At 35.3% G+C, this 22,693-nt stretch carries 23 protein-coding genes; all 23 read left to right on the forward strand.

Translation table 11 applies throughout. The features are described from left to right. Positions 1 to 86: 86 nt before the first annotated feature. A complete protein-coding gene (gene mcrB, locus Q0409_RS08695) occupies positions 87 to 1,418 on the forward strand; it encodes a coenzyme-B sulfoethylthiotransferase subunit beta (protein WP_298537148.1) in 1,332 nt (443 codons plus the stop codon). An 89-nt stretch (positions 1,419 to 1,507) separates the two neighbouring features. Further along, complete coding sequence (mcrD, locus tag Q0409_RS08700; protein ID WP_298537151.1) at positions 1,508 to 1,963, forward strand: methyl-coenzyme M reductase operon protein D; 456 nt, start codon at positions 1,508 to 1,510, stop codon at positions 1,961 to 1,963. A 32-nt stretch (positions 1,964 to 1,995) separates the two neighbouring features. Then, a complete protein-coding gene (mcrC, locus tag Q0409_RS08705; protein WP_292777442.1) occupies positions 1,996 to 2,592 on the forward strand; it encodes a methyl-coenzyme M reductase I operon protein C in 597 nt (198 codons plus the stop codon). Between the two features lie 2 nt (positions 2,593 to 2,594). Further along, positions 2,595 to 3,347 (forward strand): coenzyme-B sulfoethylthiotransferase subunit gamma, encoded by a 753-nt coding sequence (gene mcrG, locus Q0409_RS08710; RefSeq protein WP_295605505.1) that lies wholly within the window; start codon positions 2,595 to 2,597, stop codon positions 3,345 to 3,347. A gap of 14 nt (positions 3,348 to 3,361) precedes the next feature. Continuing rightward, entirely contained in the window at positions 3,362 to 5,014 is a 1,653-nt protein-coding gene (gene mcrA / locus Q0409_RS08715; RefSeq protein WP_298537154.1) for a coenzyme-B sulfoethylthiotransferase subunit alpha, read from the forward strand. Between the two features lie 775 nt (positions 5,015 to 5,789). Next, positions 5,790 to 6,662 carry a tetrahydromethanopterin S-methyltransferase subunit E gene (mtrE, locus tag Q0409_RS08720; protein ID WP_298537157.1) on the forward strand — a complete coding sequence of 291 codons (873 nt, stop codon included), beginning with the start codon at positions 5,790 to 5,792 and terminating at the stop codon, positions 6,660 to 6,662. Between the two features lie 12 nt (positions 6,663 to 6,674). Next, a complete protein-coding gene (mtrD, locus tag Q0409_RS08725) occupies positions 6,675 to 7,376 on the forward strand; it encodes a tetrahydromethanopterin S-methyltransferase subunit D (protein WP_298537160.1) in 702 nt (233 codons plus the stop codon). Position 7,377: 1 nt separating this feature from the next. Beyond that, positions 7,378 to 8,196: a tetrahydromethanopterin S-methyltransferase subunit MtrC gene (mtrC, locus tag Q0409_RS08730; protein ID WP_298537162.1), complete on the forward strand. Its 819-nt coding sequence runs from the start codon at positions 7,378 to 7,380 to the stop codon at positions 8,194 to 8,196. A gap of 14 nt (positions 8,197 to 8,210) precedes the next feature. After that, positions 8,211 to 8,531 (forward strand): tetrahydromethanopterin S-methyltransferase subunit B, encoded by a 321-nt coding sequence (locus tag Q0409_RS08735; protein WP_298537165.1) that lies wholly within the window; start codon positions 8,211 to 8,213, stop codon positions 8,529 to 8,531. Next, positions 8,532 to 9,269, forward strand: coding sequence for a tetrahydromethanopterin S-methyltransferase subunit A (mtrA, locus tag Q0409_RS08740; RefSeq protein WP_298537168.1), 738 nt, complete (start codon positions 8,532 to 8,534; stop codon positions 9,267 to 9,269). It begins immediately after the preceding gene. 16 nt (positions 9,270 to 9,285) lie between these two features. Next, on the forward strand, positions 9,286 to 9,492 hold the full coding sequence (locus Q0409_RS08745) for a tetrahydromethanopterin S-methyltransferase subunit F (protein WP_295605493.1): 207 nt from the start codon (positions 9,286 to 9,288) through the stop codon (positions 9,490 to 9,492). Between the two features lie 12 nt (positions 9,493 to 9,504). Beyond that, on the forward strand, positions 9,505 to 9,756 hold the full coding sequence (gene mtrG, locus Q0409_RS08750) for a tetrahydromethanopterin S-methyltransferase subunit MtrG (RefSeq protein WP_298537171.1): 252 nt from the start codon (positions 9,505 to 9,507) through the stop codon (positions 9,754 to 9,756). A gap of 15 nt (positions 9,757 to 9,771) precedes the next feature. Continuing rightward, positions 9,772 to 10,704, forward strand: coding sequence for a tetrahydromethanopterin S-methyltransferase subunit H (mtrH, locus tag Q0409_RS08755; RefSeq protein ID WP_298537173.1), 933 nt, complete (start codon positions 9,772 to 9,774; stop codon positions 10,702 to 10,704). A gap of 251 nt (positions 10,705 to 10,955) precedes the next feature. Next, on the forward strand, positions 10,956 to 12,437 hold the full coding sequence (locus Q0409_RS08760) for a methanogenesis marker 14 protein (protein WP_298537176.1): 1,482 nt from the start codon (positions 10,956 to 10,958) through the stop codon (positions 12,435 to 12,437). Between the two features lie 142 nt (positions 12,438 to 12,579). Then, on the forward strand, positions 12,580 to 13,212 hold the full coding sequence (locus Q0409_RS08765) for an NTP transferase domain-containing protein (RefSeq protein ID WP_298537179.1): 633 nt from the start codon (positions 12,580 to 12,582) through the stop codon (positions 13,210 to 13,212). Between the two features lie 338 nt (positions 13,213 to 13,550). Beyond that, positions 13,551 to 13,829 (forward strand): PRC-barrel domain-containing protein, encoded by a 279-nt coding sequence (locus Q0409_RS08770; protein WP_292777407.1) that lies wholly within the window; start codon positions 13,551 to 13,553, stop codon positions 13,827 to 13,829. Positions 13,830 to 14,152: 323 nt separating this feature from the next. After that, entirely contained in the window at positions 14,153 to 14,911 is a 759-nt protein-coding gene (gene sufC, locus Q0409_RS08775) for a Fe-S cluster assembly ATPase SufC (protein ID WP_295605481.1), read from the forward strand. Next, positions 14,877 to 16,124, forward strand: a complete 1,248-nt coding sequence (locus tag Q0409_RS08780) for a SufD family Fe-S cluster assembly protein (RefSeq protein ID WP_298537183.1) — start codon at positions 14,877 to 14,879, stop codon at positions 16,122 to 16,124. The genes sufC and Q0409_RS08780 overlap by 35 nt, the downstream gene beginning before the upstream one ends. Before the next feature lie 1,015 nt (positions 16,125 to 17,139). Next, positions 17,140 to 17,565: a hydrogenase iron-sulfur subunit gene (locus tag Q0409_RS08785; RefSeq protein WP_292777403.1), complete on the forward strand. Its 426-nt coding sequence runs from the start codon at positions 17,140 to 17,142 to the stop codon at positions 17,563 to 17,565. A gap of 20 nt (positions 17,566 to 17,585) precedes the next feature. Further along, positions 17,586 to 18,512 (forward strand): F420-nonreducing hydrogenase, encoded by a 927-nt coding sequence (locus tag Q0409_RS08790; protein WP_298537186.1) that lies wholly within the window; start codon positions 17,586 to 17,588, stop codon positions 18,510 to 18,512. Position 18,513: 1 nt separating this feature from the next. After that, positions 18,514 to 19,941: a Ni/Fe hydrogenase subunit alpha gene (locus Q0409_RS08795; protein ID WP_298537189.1), complete on the forward strand. Its 1,428-nt coding sequence runs from the start codon at positions 18,514 to 18,516 to the stop codon at positions 19,939 to 19,941. Between the two features lie 15 nt (positions 19,942 to 19,956). Then, the gene (locus Q0409_RS08800; protein WP_298537191.1) at positions 19,957 to 21,189 is read left to right on the forward strand and encodes a 4Fe-4S binding protein; all 1,233 of its coding nucleotides are present in this window, start codon (positions 19,957 to 19,959) and stop codon (positions 21,187 to 21,189) included. 333 nt (positions 21,190 to 21,522) lie between these two features. Then, positions 21,523 to 22,693, forward strand: a 1,171-nt coding sequence (gene pyrC, locus Q0409_RS08805; protein WP_298537194.1) for a dihydroorotase family protein, incomplete at its 3' end; no start/stop codon positions are given.

Below are 22,693 nucleotides of genomic sequence, written 5' to 3' on the forward strand. Positions count from 1 at the left end.
AATTTTGCTGGATAGCTTACTCAACATAACTAAAAATTAGTTATTTTGGGTGGTATATTAACTCTATTTATTTAGGAGGGAAAAAATTGGCAAAGTTTGATGATAAAGTCGATTTATACGACGACAGAGGTTCATTAGTCGAAGCTGATGTACCAATCGAAGCTCTAAGTCCGTTACGTAACCCTGCTATTAAGAACATTATTAGCGGTGTTAAAAGAACTGTAGCTGTAAACTTAGAAGGAATCGAAAAATCTTTAAAAACTGCTTCCGTCGGTGGAGCAAAATCTAAAATCTTAGGTAGAGAAATGGATCTTGACATCGTAGCTCAAGCTGACTCCATTGCTGCTGCTGTAAAAGACATGCTTCAAGTAACTGAAGACGATGATACTAAATGTGAAGTACTCTCTGGTGGAAAAAGGATTTTAGTCCAAATTCCAACTATCAGATTAGACTCTTCCGCAGAATACTCCGTAGCAACCTTAGCTACCGCAACTGCATTAACTCAAGCTATTATCAAAGAGTTTGACGTAAACATGTACGACGCAAACATGGTAAAAGCTGCTATCTTAGGAAGATACCCACAATCTGTAGAATACATGGGTGCTAACTTAAAAACCATGTTAGACGTACCACAAAAATTAGAAGGTCCAGGTTACTCCTTAAGAAACATTAAAGCAAACGACTTCGTAGCTGCTACCTTAAAGAACACTTTACAATCAACTGCACTCGCAAGTATTTTCGAACAAACTGCTATGTTTGAAATGGGTGACGCAGTAGGTGCTTTCGAAAGAATGCACTTATTAGGTTTAGCTTACCAAGGTTTAAACGCTGACAACATGGTATTAGGTCTCGTACAAGACAACGCAAAAGAAGGAACTGTAGGTTCTATCGTACAAGACACTATTGCTAAAGCTGAAGCAGATGGTGTAATCGCTGTAGAAAAAGAATTAACTGGATACAACATGTACGCAACTAGTGACGCAGCTAAATGGAACGCATATGCTGCTGCTGGATGTACTGCTGCTATTATGGTTAACGTCGGTGCAGCAAGAGCTGCTCAAGGTATTCCATCAACTATTCTTTACTTCAACGACAACATCGAATTCGCTACCGGTTTACCTGGTATTGACTTCGGTAGAGCTGAAGGGGTAGCTGTAGGATTCTCTTTCTTCTCTCACTCTATCTATGGTGGAGGAGGTCCTGGTTTATTCAACGGTAACCACGTAGTAACCAGACACAGTAAAGGATTTACTATCCCTTGTGTAGCTGCAGGTATGGCATTAGATGCTGGTACCCAACTCTTCTCTCCAGAAGCAACTTCTGGATTAATTAAAGAAGTATACAGTGAGATTGACGAATTCAGAGAACCACTCAAATATGTTGCTTTAGCAGCTGCTGAGATTAAAGGTGACATCTAATTATCGAATTAATTTTTGTTAATTAAAATCTAATTTAAAATTCACAAAAAATTATTTAAATCGCTTGATTTAAATATTGAGGTTAAATAATGGATATTGAAATTTTTCCACACAGAATTTTAGGAACAGACACAACTGAAAAAGTATTGAATGATATCGAATCTTTAGACTCAGTTATAAGAACTGTTATTCAAGGACCAAGACTACCTCCACAAGATGAGATTGACCGTATATATGGCGATCGCAGAGTCATTGTGGTAAAGGGTGAGGAAGTTGAATTGAAAGTTAAGACTGGTAGAATTTTTGTAGAGTTATATGATGAATCTGGTATTGAAGAAATCAGAGCGATATGTGATGAACATATTGACACTGGATATGATATCAACACTAGCAAATCCCAATACATCAGAAAACAAAGAACTGTTACTGATGGATTGAAATATGGTGAAAATACAGAAATTCCCGATGAATTGGTCGGTATCGCAGATACCCGTTCTAAATTTAAAGATCATGTCGCTATTCTAAAAAGGGATACATTGGAATAAAAATATCTTAATATATATAGGTTTATGATAATATGATTGGAAGATGCACACATCTTGTAGACTGTAGGGAAACAAGAGGTCTTGGTGAAGGAGGAGGAATTGCTCAAAGAGGAACTTTCGCAGAATGTGGAAGTGATGTTTTGGCAGTTGCTATGTCTCCAGGTCGTAGACACATTACAAAACCTGTTTGTGAAATCACCTTTGGTTTACGTGAAGCTAACCTATTAACCAGTACCATGATATTGGATGCAGGTAGTGGTGTTCCACATGACGCTCCTGCAGGCGGTGCAGGTAATGCTTTTGGTTTAACTGATAAGGAAGTTGAACAAATGCAAAAGTTTAAGGTTATTGTGGTTCACTTAGGTGGAGTAAGAAATCATATTACATACAAGGCAAGATTAATCTTGCGTAACGTTAACAAACCTTGTGTTATTATTTGTGAATATCCTGTAGACTTTGAAGATTTTGCAAAAATCGGTGTCAAAACCGCAAAGGTCATGCCTGAAGAGGTAAAAACAGAAGGTAAAATCATGAACATAGTATCAGGGGTTATTAGGGGACAAACAGTGTCTCAAGAAAAATTAGATGAGATTATTAGAAAAGTTAGATTAACATTAGGAGATGCATAATTATGGCACAATATTATCCAGGAACTTCTCAGGTAGCTGAAAACAGAAGAAAATTCACTAACCCAGATGTTGAGTTAGAAGTTTTAAGAGAAATATCTGATGAAGATGTAGTAAAATTATTAGGTCACAGAGCTCCAGGTGAAGAATACAAATCCGTACACCCACCTCTTGACGAACTCGATGAACCTGATGACATTATTAGAGAAATTGTAGAACCTATTGACGGTGCAAAAGCAGGGGACAGAGTAAGATACATCCAATTTGTAGACTCCATGTACTTTGCTCCAGCTCAACCATTCTTAAGAGCAAGATCCTATGTATACAGATACAGAGGAATCGATACCGGTACTTTATCCGGTAGACAAATTATCGAAGCTCGTGAAAGAGACTTAGAAAGAATTTCCAAAGAAATCTTAGAAAACGAATACTTCGATACCGCAAGAACTGGAATCAGAGGTTCTGGTGTACACGGTCACTCTTTAAGACTCGATGAAAACGGTTTAATGTTCGACATGTTAAGAAGACAAGTACTCAACAAAGAAACCGGTAACGTAGAAATGGTAAAAGACCAAATTGGTCACGAATTAGATGAACCTGTAGTATTAGGTGAACCATTAGATGAAGAAACCTTAAGAGCTAAAACCACAATCTACAGATGTGATGGTGAAGCTTACAAAGATGATGAAGACGCTGTAACTGTCTTAAGACAAATACACGTCACCAGATCTCAATTTGGTTACAACCCAGAATATTAAGGAGGTTTATTAAAATGGCTGATAAAAAATTCTTAGATGCAATGACTAAAAAGTTCAAAGAAGCTCCAGAAGAAAAAACTACTACCTTCTATAATATGGGCGGTTGGACTCAATCTGAAAGAAAAACTGAATTTGTAAACGAAGGTAAAGCTATTGCTGAAGCAAGAGGAATCCCAATGTACAACCCTGACATTGGTAACCCACTCGGTCAAAGAGCTTTAATGTCCTACCAATTATCTGGTACTGACACTTTCGTAGAAGGGGACGACTTACACTTTATCAACAACGCAGCAATCCAACAAGCTTGGGACGATATCAGAAAAACTGTAATCGTAGGTTTAAACACTGCTCACAACGTACTCGAAAAGAGATTAGGTATGGAAGTAACTCCTGAAACCATTACCAACTACTTAGAAGTTGTAAACCACGCTATGCCTGGTGCAGCTGTAGTACAAGAACACATGGTAGAAACCAACCCATTATTAGTAGACGACTCCTACGTAAAAGTATTTACTGGAGACGACGACTTAGCAGCAGAAATTGACCCTGCATTTGTATTAGACATTAACAAAGAGTTCCCAGAAGAACAAGCTGAAGCTTTAAAAGCTGAAGTAGGAAATGCTATTTGGCAAATTGTAAGAGTTCCATCTGTTGTAGGTAGAGTTTGTGATGGTGGTACCACTTCCAGATGGTCTGCTATGCAAATTGGTATGTCCATGATTTCCGCATACGGACAATGTGCAGGTGAAGGTGCTACTGGTGACTTCGCATATGCATCCAAACACGCAGAAGTAATTGGTATGGGTACTTACTTACCAATCAGAAGAGCAAGAGCAGGTAACGAACTCGGTGGTGTACCATTCGGATTTATGGCAGATATCTGTCAAGCAACCAGAGTAACCGACGACCCTGTAGAATCCGCATTAGAAGTAGTAGCTTTAGGTGCTGCTTTATACGACCAAATTTGGTTAGGATCTTACATGTCTGGTGGTGTAGGATTTACTCAATATGCTACCGCAGCATACACCGATAACGTATTAGACGACTTCTCTTACTACGGTAAAGATTACGTAGAAGACAAATACGGAGACTTATGTTCCGCACCTAACAACATGGACACTGTTCTTGACGTAGGTTCTGAAGTAGCATTCTACTCCTTAGAACAATACGAAGAATACCCAGCTTTACTTGAAACCCACTTCGGTGGTTCTCAAAGAGCTGCTGTTGTATCTGCAGCTGCAGGTATTTCCACTGCATTCGCAACTGGAAACGCACAAACCGGTTTATCTGCATGGTACTTAGCACAATACTTACACAAAGAACAACATTCCAGATTAGGTTTCTACGGTTACGACTTACAAGATCAATGTGGTGCAGCTAACGTATTCGCTATCAGAAACGACGAAGGTTTACCACTTGAATTAAGAGGTCCTAACTACCCTAACTATGCAATGAACGTAGGTCACCAAGGTGAATATGCAGGTATCGCACAAGCACCTCACAGTGCTCGTGGAGACGCATTTGCAGTCAACCCTCTCATTAAGATTGCATTCGCTGACAAAAACTTGCCATTCGACTTCACTAAAGTCAGAGCAGAATTTGCTAAAGGTGCTTTAAGAGAATTCGAACCTGCAGGTGAAAGATCTATCATCATTCCAGCAAAATAAGTTTGGTGTAAACGGGAATATATAAATAAGGTTTTTAATCTATAGGATTTTATATCCTAATAGATTTTACCTTATTTATTTTTTTCAATATGATATTTGTTTGTATAAAGTAGAATGGATTTTTTTTCAATTTATTTTGAAAATAATAAAATGCATTTTATAAGAAAAATTTTAAAAAATTAGTGCCAATATAAGATTTTAACTTAATTTAAATGGATTTAATTTCAATTGATTTTGATAAATCGCTTTAAAATTAAGGTAATGCTAAAAATAATTGATAAAATTTGAGATTTTTTAGTAAAGCTTATATATAGTGTTTTAAATAAATTATAGAATATAGAGAGTTTAAAGTCTCTAAAATAATTAATTTTAAGTTTATTTTAATTTAAGTAAACTTGAAAAAATTCTTGGTTTATCTTTTTAATTATTCAGGTTTAATTATTAAGATTTTTAGATTTATTCATCAAATATTTCATTCTTAACACTTTAAGGATTTAATCTAGCTAGATTAAAAGCTAAGTGGTTTGCCTTGGCTTATTTGATTTATAAAATCTTTGTTTAAGTTATGAGGTATAATCATAAAGTATAAAATCATTCAGATGTTCTAAAATGGTCTAAATTTTGCTTTAGTCCATTATTTAGTCCATTTTTATTTTATGTCTTTATGGTTTTATATTTGAGCAGAATATGTCTAAATGTGGTTAATAGGAAAATTAATCACGTAATAGTTTATTAAATAATTAAATTTAATAAAATTTAAGGAGGAAAAGAAAATATGGACCCTATTACATTAGGTGTAGTCGCATTAATGGGTGCAGCAGCAACCATTGCTGGTGCTGCAGAGGACTTAGAGTCTGACATCGGTTCACAAAGTAACCCTAACTCACAAGTTCAACTTGCTCCACAAATGGGACATTTACACCGTATGATCAATAAGGCAGCTTCTGGTGAACCAGTAGCATATGGATGCTGGTGTGGTATCGCTGGTGGTATCGCAGCTCTTGCAATGGGTATGGGTATTTTACCAATAGTCGCAATTGCAATGGGTTCTACTGTTGCTGCATTTGTTCACGCAATTTATACAGTCACATCACACATGGGAAGGATTGTTGGTCAATCTCAATTTGAACAACCATTATTTATGGATGTATTAACCCAATCCTTAGGCCCTATCGCAGCTCATGGTTTTATAGCTAGTTTCGGTATTGTAGGAATCGCTTACTTAATGACTCTTCCATTAAGCGGTCTTGGACACCCATTCCCATTACCATTACTCGCTGTACTATGGGGAATTACTATTGGTGCAATCGGTTCATCCACAGGGGATGTACATTACGGTGCAGAAAGCGAATACCAAAAATTCGATTACGGTGGAGGTACTCCTGTAGCTATTCAAGGGGATATCGTAACCAAAGCTCCTCTCGGTGCTAAAAACTCTATCGATGTAGGTAACTTCTGTGCTAAATATGGTGGACCTTTAACCGGTTTCTGTTTCGGACTTATTGTTTTCATTAGTTTCTGGATTACTGTTGTATTCGGAGCTATTGGAGGACAAGTTGTAGGACTTATCATCGTTATCTTATTAATCGCTGGTAACTACTTCCTTGAAAAGTCTGCAAGAGAAAAATTCGGACCATATGAGGAATAAGGAGGTTACATTATGAATCTTATTATATTTATTATATGTGTTGTAATTGCAGGTATTATTATGGGAGGAGGTGTACACTTCATTCCTGTAGGTGGTGCTCCTGCAGCTATGGCTACCGCTACCGGTGTAGGAACTGGTACCGCAATGTTAGCAGCTGGTGCAGGTTTAACTGGACTCATTACCGCAGCTTCTATGACAGGACAACCAGTATGGTTGATTATCTTAGCAGGTGCAGTCGGTTCCATGTTAATGATGGGTATCACCATGCTTATTGGTAACTTTATTTATATTTATGGTGTTGGTGTAGTACCAGCATCCGGTAAAGCTGCAGTTGACCCAATCACCAAATGGAACCAAGAAAAATATAAAACTCCTGGTACCGAAGGACACGGTATTCCTACCGTATGTTTCATTAGTGGTATCATCGGTGGTTTACTTGGTGGTGCTGGTGGTGGATTAGTCTACTGGGCTATTAACGAATTCGCAACCGCTAACATGACTGGATTTGACGCTACTGTTATTGCAGGATTAGCTGCTATCTTATCCGTAGGTATGTTCTTCATCAACTCCGTAACTGCTTCCTATAACATTGGAGGTACTATTGAAGGATTTGTAGACCCTAAATTCAAAAGACTCCCTACTGGAATTTTAGCTTGTGCTATTGTATCTCTTGTAGCTGCAATCTTCATGGTTTTAATGATTGGAGGTATTTAAGATGTCTGCTGGAGGAAGTGGAGCACCTGCAGAAGGTGCTGTAGATGCTAATGTAATGTTAGCTATTGGTATTATCGGTGGATTACTCGGTATATACTTATCTGGTATTAACCCTGTTATTGGACCTGTATTAAGCTGTCTTGGTGCAGTTTGTGCAATCCTTTGGGGTGTAATTGCAATCCGTAGTGTAGCAAGTTATGGTTTAGGTACTGGTGTACCTTCTATCGGTTACATGTCTTTAGGTATTGGTGTAATCGGTGCATTAGCTGGTGTAGGTATTATCGCAGCTTTCAATTTAACTGGATTAGAAATTGCTGGACCTATTCTTGCATTAATCTTTGCAATGCTTATTGGATTATTAGTTGCTATTGTAGCTAAAAAAATTGTTGGTATGAAAATTCCTGTTATGGAAAGATGCACTGCAGAAATTGCAGGTGCTGCAGCTTTATCCGTTTTAGGATTCTCAGCTGCTATTGCTGGCGGATACTCAATTGACTTACTCTTATCTGCTGTAGTTGCTCCTGGATTTATTGCTATCTTTTACATATTATGTACTATGGCTATCCAACACCCATTCAACGCATGTTTAGGACCAAACGAAGACCAAGTAAGAACTCTTAAATGTGGTGCTTCCACTGCATTCTTAACTATGATCATTACTGGTATTCTTGCTATTTCCGCTGGAGGATACGCATGGTTTGCAATTTTAATTGTCGGACTTATCGGTTGGTACATCTCATTTAAGATGTTTGTTAACGCTTCATATGAAGCAGCTGCATCTGTTAAATGGGCTGGTTTATGGCCAAAAGTTGAGGAATAAGGAGGTTGTTATAGATGGTATTACCTTTAGTACAATTTATTCCTGAATTAAGTTTAAATCTTGACCCAGAATCTGGTATTCTCGGAGCTGGTGGTGGAGATTTAATTATTTTATCTATGGATGAAATAAACGGAGAAATCGCAAAAGTCGAAGCAGCTGCTGATGAATTAATGAATTCCTTAGATCCTAACTCTGCTCCATTAGGTTCCTTCCCAGGAAGAGAAGGCAACTTTGTCATTGCAGGTAAATTAACCAACATGGTATATGGATTTGTCTTAGGAATGTTCCTTATTATGGCAGCTATGCCTTTATTAATAGCTATGGGGGTTTTATAGATGGCTGACAAAAAACCTACTGCTGATAATTGGCCTGTTGTAAGTGGAGACTACATTGTAGGAGACCCAGAAAGCCCTGTTGCTGTAACTACTTTAGCTTCTCACAATGAAGATATCCCAGCTGCTGCTGGAGCAGCAATTGCTGGTCCTTGTAAAACTGAAAACTTAGGTATTGAAAAAGTTGTAGCAAACATAATTTCAAACCCAAACATCAGATTCTTAATCTTATGTGGTGCAGAAGTACAAGGTCACATTACTGGTCAAAGTTTCAAAGCATTACACGAAAATGGTTGCGACCCTGAAAAGAAAAAAATTACTGGAGCTACTGGTGCTATTCCTTTCGTAGAAAACATACCTATGGAAGGTGTAGAAAGGTTCCAACAACAATTAGAGCTCGTTGACATGATTGACAACGAAGATGGTGGAGCAATCACTGCAAAAGTAAAAGAATGTATCGAGAAAGATCCTGGTGCTTTTGAAGAAGATGCTATGGTTATTGAAGTATCTGAAGGAGATGACGATGAAGACGATGGTGAAGAGATTCGTCCTATTTCCCCAGAAACTGCATTACTTGAAGCAAGAATAAGAAATATTGATACTCAAATTAAATTAGTTGGTGCTGTACAAAGAAATATGGCAGGTAACTATTCAGGTAAAGTCCAAGGTATTATGATTGGATTAGTATTTACTTTAGTAATCGGTTTCTTATTATTAATGGCACCATTAGTAGGTGTATAAACTGGAGGTTTTAAAGATGGTTAAATTTTCAAACAAACCAAATACTCGTGGTATTAAAAATGCTTCTAGTGATGTAGAATACCGTGCTAAGCTCTTAGGCAGAGAAGGAAGATTATTCGCTGGCGTAATCAGCACCAGATTTTCTGGAATAGCTATCGGTATTGGAATTGCTCTTTGTTTAGCTGTTGTTATTCCATACTTAGCTAAATTATGTGGATTATAGAGGTGTTAAAAAATGTCTGAAGAACAATCAGTACCTCAAATTATTGTATCTACCGACGATATGTCAGCTGCAACTCAAAAATTAGATGAAGCTGAAGAAAAAGTAGAATTTGCTGTTGGGGAATACTTCCAACGTCTAGGTCAACAAAACGGTAGAGATATTGGTATTTTATATGGTATAATTTTAGGTCTTGTAATTTTAATAGTATCTATTGAATTTGGTTTAGTAAGTGCAATGAGTACTATTATGACAGGATTAATCTAAATTGGAGGATTATAAATGTTTAGATTTGATAAAGAACAACTCGTCATTGATATTGCTGGAGTAAAAATGGGAGGACAACCTGGAGAATACCCTACCGTTTTAGCAGGAACTATTTTCTATGGCGGACACAATATTATTAGTGATGAAAAAGAAGGTATCTTTGATAAAGATGCTGCTGAAGAAAGAATTAAAACTATGGAAGAAATGTCTGACGTAACTGGTAACCCTTGTGTAGTACAAACTTTCGGTGCTACTGCAGAAGCTATGGTTAAATACTTAGAATTCGTAGGTGACGTCTGTGACAAACCTTTCCTTATCGACTCAACTGCTGCAGCTGCAAAAATTGCAGGTGTAGAATACGTACAAGAAGTAGGATTAGCTGAAAGAGCAGTATACAACTCCTTAAGTATGGCTGCTGAACCTGGCGAAATCGAAGCTGTAGCTAACTCCGACATCGACGCATCCATTCTCTTAGGTTTCAACCCTATGACTCCTGGTGTACCAGGTAAACTCGAAATCTGGGAAACTGGTGGATCTGTTATCGACGAAGGTATTCTCGAAATGGCAGAAAGATGTGGAATTACCAAACCATGGATGGACGTAGCAGTTACTCCTTTAGGACAAGGTGCAGGTCCTGCAGTAAGAACTTCCTTTGCTGTAAAAGCTAAATGGGGATACCCTGTAGGTTCCGGTATTCACAACGTACCTTCCGCATGGGACTGGTTAAGAGGATACAAAAAAGAACACAAAGAAGCATGGCCTGTTTGTGATATCGGTTCTAACATCGTACAACAAATGGCTGGTGGAGACTTCGTACTTTTCGGACCTATCGAAAACGCAAGACTCGCATTCCCTGCTTGTGGTATGGCAGATATTATGATTGCTGAAGCTGCAAAAGATATCGGTACCGAACCTGTAGAAGACCACCCAATTAACAACTTATTATAATTTGAAAGGGTCCGAGATTAGATGATTCATTTCATCTAATCTTCTTCAAATTATAAATTTTTTCTATTTTTAACTTATTTTTACAATTATCTTATTTTTACTAATTTTAACATTTCTATTAACTTATCTCAATTTAATTTTAGATCTAATTCTCATTCACTCTATTTTAATAATTATCAAAATTATTTAAAAAAATTTATATTATTTAATGAAAATAGTATATATTATATAGAATAATATGGGGATTTTATATGTCTTTTTTAGATAAATTTTTCAATAAGGGACCTAAGCCAATCATTGCTGAAAGTCAACCAAGGGATTTAAGTATTTTAAAAGCAGGTAATCGACCTCAAGGTCCAGGTGTTATGGCAGCTCAACAAGATGAATACTATGTTACTGCTTCCGTAGAATTAGGAAACACCACTACCAAATGTGTTATTATGGCTACAAACTTAAATAACAGTCAATCTTATTTAATCAACAAAACTGTTAAAATGACAAGGGATGTTAGAAAACCTAAAGCAGGAGAAGAGGTATTCGGTAAAACTGTTTGGGGTGTAGAACTTTCTAAAGAATCTGTAGCAGACATGATTAAGGATACAGTTTTGGAATCACTTAAAAAAGCCCATGTGGATATGGAAGATGACTTGGACTTTGTAGTGAGATCCACTGGGGTAACTGCAGGATTCGCTACAACCAAGGAAGTGGGAGAATTGATTAAGGCTCTTGCTGATGGTTGTCTTGATGCAGGTATTTCCCACAAGAAAATGGCTCCGGCTATGTCTACTGCACACCTTCCAAAGAGACTTCAAAAATACACATTATTGGATAATGTCATGTTTGATGGGGCTGTAGTAAGTGTAGTTCCACCAAAAGGAAAAGAAGTTGTAGCTAATGAAATGGAAGGGGAACTTGTTACTGCGGGTATTAAATTAGGTGCTAAATGGACTGAAGTGGACTATAGAAACCCTTGTGTATCCTTAGACTTTGGTTCCACCTTAGCAGGTAGGATTGTAAATAAGGATGAGCCTTATGCAAGTACTGTTGGTAACTTCTTAGGTTTGGCTGGAGTAATTTCAGACTCCTTAGCTAAAGGTTCAAAGCAAATTGACCAAAAGAATGGTGCTGCATTGGATATATTTGATCCTAAATTGCTTAAAAAGGCTGATGGCAAAAAGCATCAGGAAAAAGCTAAGCAATATGCTAAGGAAGCACATGAACTCATTAACATCTGTAAGGTTCCAGAAGGAATCGACAGATTCGGAACTGTACCATTGGATGCTGCAGGCGCTAAGGCAGCAGGTACTTGCTTAATCGGTTGTGATGTAGGTACAAATGCTGATGGTCTTGACGGATTAGTTGAAATCGGTGCTAAGATCTATGAAGATGAAGGAATTCCTACCTTGCTTGCTACAATGGACCATGTAAGTGCAAATATTGTATACAGAGTTCTTGATGTGGCGTTTGAAGAAGACCTTATTCTTGACGGTTCCATTTTAGGAGTTACCGGTAGAGCAGGAATCACTGGTAAGAAACCAGAACTCATTTTAGAATATGCTCAGGACAAATTCAAGGATGTCGTATTTGTAGAGGATGGACTTGCTCTTGGTTCTGCAATTATGGCTCGTTGTATGAATTCCATGGGAACTCAAAAGAACCCTCTTGGTGGAAACCAAGGAGAAAAATGTATTCTTAAGAAAAGAATGCAAGAACAAGGAACAATTCCAAAATAATTTACCTTATTTTTCTTTTTTTTAATTTTTTAGTTTATTATATTTATTTTCAAGTTTTTTTAATATTTTTCTTTTAATTTTCAAATATATTATATTAAATATTTTATTAAAGTTCTTAGAAAATTTCATTTATGGTGTATTTATGATTATAGCTCTTGTTATGGCAGGTGGAAAAGGCTTAAGATTAAAGTCAGATATTGAAAAGCCACTTTATCCTTTAAAAGATAAGCCATTGATGAGTTATGTCTTGGATAATATTAAGGAATCAGAATTAATTGAAAAGACAGTTGTTGCAGTCAGTCCAAATGCTCCAAATACAAAGGAGTTTTTAATAAATGAATTGGATTTTTCAAATTTTGATGATTCATTTTATGAAAGTGAAAAAAATAATTTTTATTTGGATACTTTAGGTAAAGGTTTTGTTGAAGATCTTTCTAACATTTTGGAAATTTTTGAGTCAAGGTCCAAGGATGACATTTTGATTTTCATCAATGCAGATTTGCCATTGGTTGGTGCCGATATTCTTGATGAAATCTTACACTATTATTTAAGTCAAGACAAACCTGCATTATCAGTCTCAGTTCCAGTTGAAATTTTTGATGAGTATGGGGTAAATTATTCCTATGAATTTAATGGAAATGTCCCTTCAGGAATTAACATACTTAGGAGCGAAAATGTCGTTCAGGACGAGCAACTTTTAATTATTTCAAGGCATGAGTTAATTTTTAATGTAAATACTATCGAGACAGCTATATTAACCAATAAATTTTTATAATTTTCATCAATTTTCAGATTTTAGAGCATGATCTTTATCATTTTTTTCAGATCTTATTTTCATTGAAAATAATTAAAAATTAAAAATTTTTTCAATTTTTTATTCTTTTTCATTTATTCCCATTATTTATTACTCTTTTTTAGATTTTTATACTGTATTTTCATTTATTTTTACTAAAAATATCAATAACTTTATATATTTCTTTAAATATAAACAGTATTAAGGTAAAATAATCTATATTTTATTAAAATTAGTTATTTTAAATTGAGTGTTTTTATAAAAAAACTAAAACACGAATCATACCTTCAATCATTTTTATAAAATTTATCGGTGAAAATATGGAAAATGCTGTTGCTAAACCTAATACTCATAGAAGAGAAGAAAAATTATGGAGTGAAATTAAAAGCTATCAAGTAGCTACTAATAATGCTCGTATTTTAGGAGTGCTTGATGAGTTAATTATTAATGAAAAAACTGGTAAAATCGTGGATATTGCAGTAAAAGTAGAAGCTGGACGTAATATTCATGTAAAAGGTGCAAAACGTAGAGGAGATTTATTATTAATCCCATTCACCAAAATAGAAAAAGTTGGAGAATTTATTATTGTAACTGAATAATTTTTCTAATTTTCACTTTTTTTATTTTTTATTTTTTCATTACACTTAATTTAAATTAACACTTAGTTTAACTGTTTTTCATTGATTTAGTCTATTTTTTCTAATTTTTATCATCTAACTATTTTTAAAGATCACTTTTTTTCATAAGATTTATCATAGATTTAAACTTAAAAATGTAATGTTTTTATATGATAAGATAAATATAATATTGTTATATAAGGTTGTTATATAATGCCGTTATAACTATTGTTATAGCAGCGTAATAATGCTTTTATTTAATTGATATTAATCTTAGTAATTTAAATCGATAAGGATTTGATATAATGTTACTTGAAGTAAAGAATTTAGTTGTTGAAGTAGAGGGTAAACGTGTTTTAAATGGCGTAAACCTTGCTATAAGAGAAGGGGAAACCCATGTGCTTTTAGGTCCGAATGGTGCGGGAAAAAGTACATTATTCTTAACTATCTTGGGATTCCCAAAATATAAGGTTGTAGAAGGATCTATCATATTCAATGGAGAGGACATCACTGATTTAACCACTACTGAAAGAGTTCAAAAAGGTCTTGGAGTAAGTTTCCAAAACCCTCCAGCTATTCGTGGAGTTAGTGTAAGGGACTTATTGAAACTTGAATCCAAGCAAGACCCTGATGAAGAGTTAAATCCAAGAATGAAAGAGCTTGCAGAAAAACTCAAATTCAGTGATGAATTCTTGGATAGAGATGTAAATAGAGGATTTTCAGGTGGGGAAGTAAAAAGATCTGAAATTCTCCAATTGCTTGCACAGGAACCGCTTTTCACCATGTTTGACGAACCGGATTCTGGTGTAGACATTGAAAATGTGGAATTGCTTGCAGGACAGTTAAACGTTTTGCTTGACAAAGATAAAAAACCAGGCCAAAGAAAAAGGGCTGGCTTGCTTATCACTCACTTAGGTTATATCTTAAACTTTGTTAAAGCGGATAAGGCACATGTATTGATGCATGGTATGATTGCCTGTTCTGGAGACCCTGATGAAATTTTAGAAGACATTAGAAAAGAAGGATTTAATGGATGTGTTGGTTGTGCGGAATGTAACTCATGATGCTGAAAAGGCAAAGGATAAAAAAGCAGCTTTAGGTACTGATATTGTCATCGAGAACTTTTCTAAGGAAGAGGTTAATGCTTTCGATGTATTGGATGATATCAATGATGTTGACAAGAAAACCAAAAGAACTTTACTTAAAGTTGGTGTTGACACTGAATCAGAAGAAAGATCAGGTTCTTTCTTGCAAATGGATCAATCTAATGTATTTTCCCATTCAATCTCAGATTCCATTGAACTTATGAATACCCAAATGGCTTTGGAAAAATATTCATGGTTACAGGATTATATGTGGAAAGCAGTTAAGCCTGATGCAGACAAATACACTGCTCAAACTGCACTTCGTGAAGCTGAAGATGAATTCTGTAGCGGATACTTCATTAGGTCTTTACCTGGCACCAAAGAGGTTTTCCCAGTACAGGCTTGTATGTTCATTGCAGATCAAGATGTTATGCAAACTGCACACAATATCATAATCGCTGAGGAAAACTCAGAACTTCACTTGATTACCGGTTGTGCAACTGGCGAAGACGTATCTTCTGCACTTCACGTAGGAGTGTCTGAAATGTATCTTAAGCCAGGTGCAAAAATAACCTTTACCATGGTTCATAACTGGGCGGAACAGGTTGAAGTACGTCCTAGAACAGGTATTGTTCAGGAAAAGAATACAACTTACATAAACAATTACATTCTAACCAGTCCTGTAAGGTCTATTCAATCATATCCTACCACCAATTGTAATGGTGAAAATGCAAGGGCATTATTCCAAAGTATTCAAAGCGGTGTAAAGGATTCAATCATTGATGTAGGTTCAAGAGCTCTTTTGAATGCACCTAATACAAGTGCTGAGATCATTTCCCGTGCAGTTGCAAATGATGAATCAAAAATCTTCTCAAGAGGTCATTTATCTGGAAATGTTCCTAATGTAAAAGGTCACTTGGAATGTCATGGATTGGTATTGGATGACAATTCATCTATTTATGCAGTTCCAGAACTTGAGGCAAATGCAGCAAACCTTGAAATGTCCCACGAGGCAGCAGTTGGTCAAATCGATGAAGAAGAGATTTACTACTTGACTTCAAGAGGATTGACTGAAGAGGAAGCGGCTTCCATGATTGTCAGAGGTTTCTTGAGTATGGACATCACTGGATTGCCAGATGAATTAGCTGCTGAAACTCAAAAAATGATTGACATGAGTTTAGATGGAATGTAGTTCAAACTTTTTGAAAAAGTTTGAACAAAATCTTTTCTTTAGTTGGGGGTAATTCACTCTTAACTTTTCTATTTTTATTTTTCTATTTTTTAATATTCATTTCGATAATTTTTTATAAATTTTTTTAAATAATTTTTTAAATAATTTTTTAAATAATTTTTCAAATATTTTTTTTTAAATTTTTCCACGGATTTTTAATTTTCATAACATTTTTTTTAAATTTTCAATTTTTCTAAATTTCCTCAAATTCTTTATTTTAGGTATTCCTTAATTTTTAGCCATTTTTTAAAATTTTATTCTTAATTGTAAAAATTGTTTTAATGATTTAAAACTTAATTTATTTTTATTTAAATTCTTAATTTTAAATTTAAGTAAAATTGATTAGTTTTTTCGTGATTTTTATCAGTAAAAATGGTTATTTTTCGATAATATTTCGTATAAATTGAAATTAATTTTCAGGCTTTGTAATATCTTTTTTTAAAAAAGTATTATAGTATTTAAATCTTTTGTCTTTCGTTTCCAAGTAACCTTTATATTTAATCTTATATATAATATATAATCAGTACATTAATGTTAAGCTGAGCTAGCTCATTAGCGTACGATGATTTGAGATTAAGGTATGCCTTAACATACTTTAATATAGATTTGAAAAACTTTTTTAAAAAAGAAATTAGATTGAAATCTATAACTTTAAAAATTTTGATTTGGTTTTTAAAGTTAAAACGGAATTCTTGAATTTTTTGATTTGGATTCAAGAAGGTAATCTATTAAGATTTTTGATTTGGATCTTTATAGATTAAAAATAGTGAAAACTATTTAGGTTGAATATCTCAATTATTTCAATTTTAATAAAGTTTAATATTTTCAATCGGTATTAAATGAGTTGAATTGTATTAGTTTTGATTTGATAATATGGTTCAATGATTATTAGGTTGAAATAGTTGGATGAGTCTTAGATTAAATTAAATTTTTTTAGGACTATAAACTAAAATTTTAATAGAGGAGGATAAACTCTATGTCTGAAGATATAAAAATTGTAATGTTTTGTTGTAACTGGTGTTCCTATGGTGGAGCAGATACTGCAGGTACTGCAAGAATGCAATACCCACCTAACATTCGTGTTATAAGAGTAATGTGTTCTGGAAGAATTGACCCTCAGTTTATTTTAAAAGCATTTAGAGACGGTGCTGATGGTGTATTCGTAGCAGGATGCCACATGGGTGACTGCCACTACGATGCAGGTAACTATAAACTTGACAGAAGAATGAGATTAGTTTATAAATTAGTCGAAGATATGGGAATCGGAAGAGAAAGAGTCCACCACGACTGGATTTCTGCTTCTGAAGGAGAAAAATTCGCTAGTTCTGTAAAAATGATGGTAAACAGAATTAAAGATTTAGGACCTTCCCCATTAAAAGCACAATTAGATGCTGAAGGATAAATTTAAATGGAGGATTATTTATGGCAGATAAAGCTAAAGTAGGAACTATGTGGCTCGGAGGTTGTTCCGGTTGTCACTTATCCATTGCGGACTTTCACGAATCTTTATTAGATGTTTTAGAATTAGCACAATTCGAATTCTCACCAGTATTATGTGATACTAAATATGATGAAGTACCTGAATTAGACGTACTCATTGTAGAAGGTGGAATTAGAAACGAAGAAAACAGAGAATTAGCAGAAATGTTAAGAGAAAAAGCTGGCCTCGTTATTGCATACGGTACTTGTGCTGCTTACGGTGGTATCCCTGGTCTCGGTAACTTACACACTGTTGAAGAATTAACTACTGAAGGTTACATTAACTCATGCAGTACTGTAAACCCAGAAGGAATCATTCCTAACGAAGATGTACCAACCTTAGAAAGCAGAGTAAGACCATTAGGCGAAGCAATTCAAGTTGACTTATTAATTCCTGGTTGCCCTCCAAAATCTGACGTAGTAGCTGAAGCTATTCTTACCTTATTAAACGGAGGAACTATTGAATTACCAACCACTAACCTTTGTGAAGTATGTCCTAGAGAAAAACCACCTGCTGGACTCGCTATGGACTTCATTAAAAGACAATTTGAAGTTGGTAAACCAGAAGATGATTTATGTTTAATTGCTCAAGGTTTAGTATGTATGGGACCTGCAACCGTATCCTTATGTGGTGCACAATGCCCAAGTATTGCTATCCCATGTAGAGGTTGTTACGGACCTACCGCTAAAGTAAACGATGCAGGTGCAAAAATGATTTCTGCGATTGCATCTGACTACGGTATTAACGAAGATAAAACCGTAGACCCTGAACAAGTAGCTGACCAATTAGATGATATTGTAGGTACTTTCTACACTTACACTTTACCAGCTGCTTTAGTCCCTGCTAAAATGCAAAAAGGAGGAAAATAATATGGTAAAACTTACTATGGAACCTGTAACTCGTATTGAAGGTCACGCAAAAATTACTGTACACCTTGACGAAGCAGGAAATGTAGAAGACACTAGATTACATGTTATGGAATTTAGAGGATTCGAAAAATTCTTACAAGGACGTCCAGCTGAGGAAGTACCTCGTATTGTACCTAGAATCTGTGGTATTTGTGATGTACAACACCACTTAGCAGCTGCTAAAGCTGTTGACCAAATCTATGGATTTAAAGATGACGAAATCTTACCTGCTGCTTACAAAATGAGAGAATTAATGAACTGGGGATCTTACATGCACTCTCACGCTCTCCACTTCTACTTCTTAGCAGCACCTGATTTAGTCATTCCTGACGGAACCAGAAAAACTAGAAACGTTTTCCAAATTATCCAAGATATGCCAGAAGTTGCTTTACAAGCTATTAAAATCAGAAGAAACGGTTTAGATATCGTATCTGCAACTGGTGGTCGTCCAATTCACCCAACTTCCTCTACTCCTGGTGGTATTTCCACTGAATTAGATGAAGAAACTCAAGCTGACTTATTAGCAAAAGCTAAAGAAAACGTAGAATTAGCACAAGCAACCATTGAATTAGCAGTACCTATCTTAGAAGAAAAAATTGACTTAGTCAAAACCTTAGGTTACTTCGGTGACACCCGTCACTGCGGTCTCGTAACTGAAGATGGTGACTGGGACGTATACAACGGTAAAGTAAGAATAAAAGACAAAGATGGTTCTATCTACACTGAATACAGAAACCTTGAATACAAAGATATTGTTGCTGAACACGTAAAACCTTACTCCTGGTTAAAATTCCCTTACATTAAGGAATTAGGATACCCAGAAGGTATTTACAGAGTAGCACCATTATCCCGTATTAACGTTTGTGACAAAATGCCTGATGCAGCTCCTTTAGCACAAGGTGCTTTAGAAGACTTCAGAGACAAATTCGGTTACGCACAATACCCATTATTATTCCACTGGGCAAGATTAATCGAATTATTAGCTTCTGCTGAAATGGCTGTAGACGCATTAGAAGGTGACTTATCTGGTGACAAATTCCCAGAAGCATTAGAAAGAACTGCTGGTGAAGGTGCAGGTATTGTAGAAGCTGCTCGTGGTACTTTAATCCACCACTACACAACTGATGACGAAGGTTTAATCACCCAAGCAAACATCATTGTAGCAACTATCCAAAACAACCCTGCAATGGAAATGGGTATTCAACAAGTAGCTAAAGATTACATCAAACCTGGTGTAGAAGTAGATGACAAAATTTTCAACTTAATGGAAATGGTTATCAGAGCTCACGACCCATGTTTATCTTGTGCTACCCACACTATGGATAGCCAAATGAGATTAGCTACTGTAGAAGTATATGACAGTGAAGGAAATATGATTAAAAAAATCTAACTTTGGAGTGTTAAAATGATAGTATTCAATGAAAATAGCTGTATTAAATGTGGAGCATGTGAAGGCGTTTGTCCTACAGCAGCTATTGAAGTAGGCGATCACATCGTTTACTGTGATACTTGTGGAGGAGCACCTGCATGTGCTGATGCATGTACCAATGGTGCTTTACAAGTAGAAGACATAGCTATTGATGAAGATGGAAACACTCAAGTTAGATTAATCTTTAACAAAACCAAATGTGATGAATGTGGAGATTGTGTAGAAGCATGTCCTTCCAAAACTCTTAAATTAGATGCAGAAGATTCTCAACTCCTCAAAGGATTCTGTGTAATGTGTCAAAAATGTGTTGACATTTGTCCTGTAGACGTAATCGGAGTTCCTGGAGTAAAAGAACCTGCAACTAGAGTAATTGAACCAGAAGGACCTGTATACATTGATGATTGTAAAGGATGTGGCGTATGTGTAGCTGAATGTCCTGTTGATGCAATCACCTTATCTGCTTACGGAGAACCTATCGAAGTAGATGAAGAAAAATGTATCCAATGTGGTGTATGTTCACAATCCTGTCCATGGAACGCAATTTTCATCGCAGAAAATGCAAACCCTGCTAAACGTACTAAAAACATGAAATCATTCACTTTAGACGCTGAAAGCTGTATTGGTTGTAATTCCTGTGTTGACATTTGTCCTGGAAGTTTCATCACTCCTAAATCTGACTTGACTGTAGAACTTCCAGAAGCATGTGCTGCATGTGGTCTTTGTGTAAATGTATGTCCTGTAGATGCAATTGACTTAGATGTTGAATATGGAGCATCTAAATTCAGTGCTTCTGAAGGTATCTGTTGGGACGAAGAAAAATGTCTCTTTGACGGTGGTTGTGCTTTAAAATGTCCTACTGAAGCTATAAAAGTAGTTACCAAAAGAGGAATGGAAGTACCTTCCCGTCAGAAAGATATGGGCGAACAATCTTTCACCATGTGTGTAAGATGTGGTGCTTGTGCAAATGTATGTCCTAACGACGCATTGCAATTAGACTATGTAGACAAGGAAATTGATGGTGAAGTAGTATCTAGAGATAGAATCATCTTCAACCCATCTAAATGTGACGAATGTGGAGAATGTATTGAAGCATGTCCATATGATATGTTACACAAAGCATACAAAGTTAACTTACCTATTGCTGGATTCTGTACTCTCTGTGAACAATGTCTCACAAAATGTACTCCAGAAGCTCTCAACTTAAAATAGATAAGTTACAAACACAAAACAAAATTAAACCTAAATATTTAGGTATAAGGCACTTAACATGGGGTTAAGTGCCTTTTTTTATTTACTTTTTTTACTAGATTCTATTCAAAGTCTTATTTTCAACTCAAATTCTTCGCTGATTTTAATCAAATTTATTAAATATTAAATTAAATAATAAATTAATAGAAATTTATTAGAAAATAATTAAAAAATAATTTTAAAATTATAATTGGTTTAAATAAAAATTTTAAATTATAATTGGTTTAAATAAAAATTTTAATCATTATGGAAATTGTTTTAAATTAAAATTATTTTAAAAATACTCGTGATTTTATGTTTGATTTAGTTTTAAAAAATCTAAAATTATTGGATTATTCTGATCGTATGTCTTTAGCTATTGAAGATGGTAAGATAGCTAAAATATCAAAATCTTCAATTGAAGGAGATAAGGAAATTGACCTTAATGGACAGTTAGTCTTGCCAGGTCTCATCGACCCTCATGTTCATTTCAGAGATCCTGGATTGACATATAAGGAAGATTTCAAAACAGGGTCCATGGCAGCAGCTCATGGAGGATTTACATTTGTTATGGATATGCCTAACACTGTTCCAAAAACCAATACCTATGAATCGTTTAAGGAAAAGCAAAAGATAGCAGAAGCTAAATCCGTAGTTAATTTTGGACTTCATGCAGGATATTCCACACTTGATGAAATGGAAAAAATTCTCGAATTGAATCCAATGTCCTTTAAGGTCTTTATGGATTTGGAAACTGATGAGGATTTGGATAAGATATTTGAAGATATTTCCAATTTAAGCAAAAAGCCAATAGTGACAGTTCATGCTGAAAAAAGGGATATTGTTTCGGAATCTACTAAAAGACTAGCAGAAGAGAGTGAAGCTATTGCATATAGTTACGGCAGACCTGCAGAATCTGAAGATGCATCTGTTGCTCAAGCGATTGAGCTTTCTAAAAAATATGGTGTGGATTTGCACATTTGCCATTTAAGCACTAAAAATGCAATGAATTTAGCTATTTCCAACAATGTCAGTTATGAATTCACTCCTCATCATTTATTGTATGACAATACAGCATTCAATGAATTTGGAACACTTATTAAAACCAATCCTCCTTTAAGGGAGAAAGGCAAAAACGTCACAATCAATGATTTAAATGAAGACTCAATGATTGGTACAGACCATGCGCCTCATAGCCTAGAGGAAAAAACCAAAGGTGTTTGGGATTCAAGTCCAGGTATTCCATCTTTGGAAACAGTATTGTCATTATTGTTGACTGAAGTCAATAGATCAAATTTGGATTTAAATTTAATTCCAAAAATATTTTCAGAAAATACTGCTAAAAGGTTCAATCTAGAGAACAAAGGTTTCATTAAAGAAGGATATGATGCAGATTTAGTGGTAATTGACTTGAATAAAGAGGGAGTCTTTGATATAGATACTTTCTATACAAAAGCGGAGTATTCTCCATTTGATGGGCTATCAT

It is taken from the genome of uncultured Methanobrevibacter sp., assembly GCF_937898925.1.
Lineage (GTDB): Archaea > Methanobacteriota > Methanobacteria > Methanobacteriales > Methanobacteriaceae > Methanobrevibacter.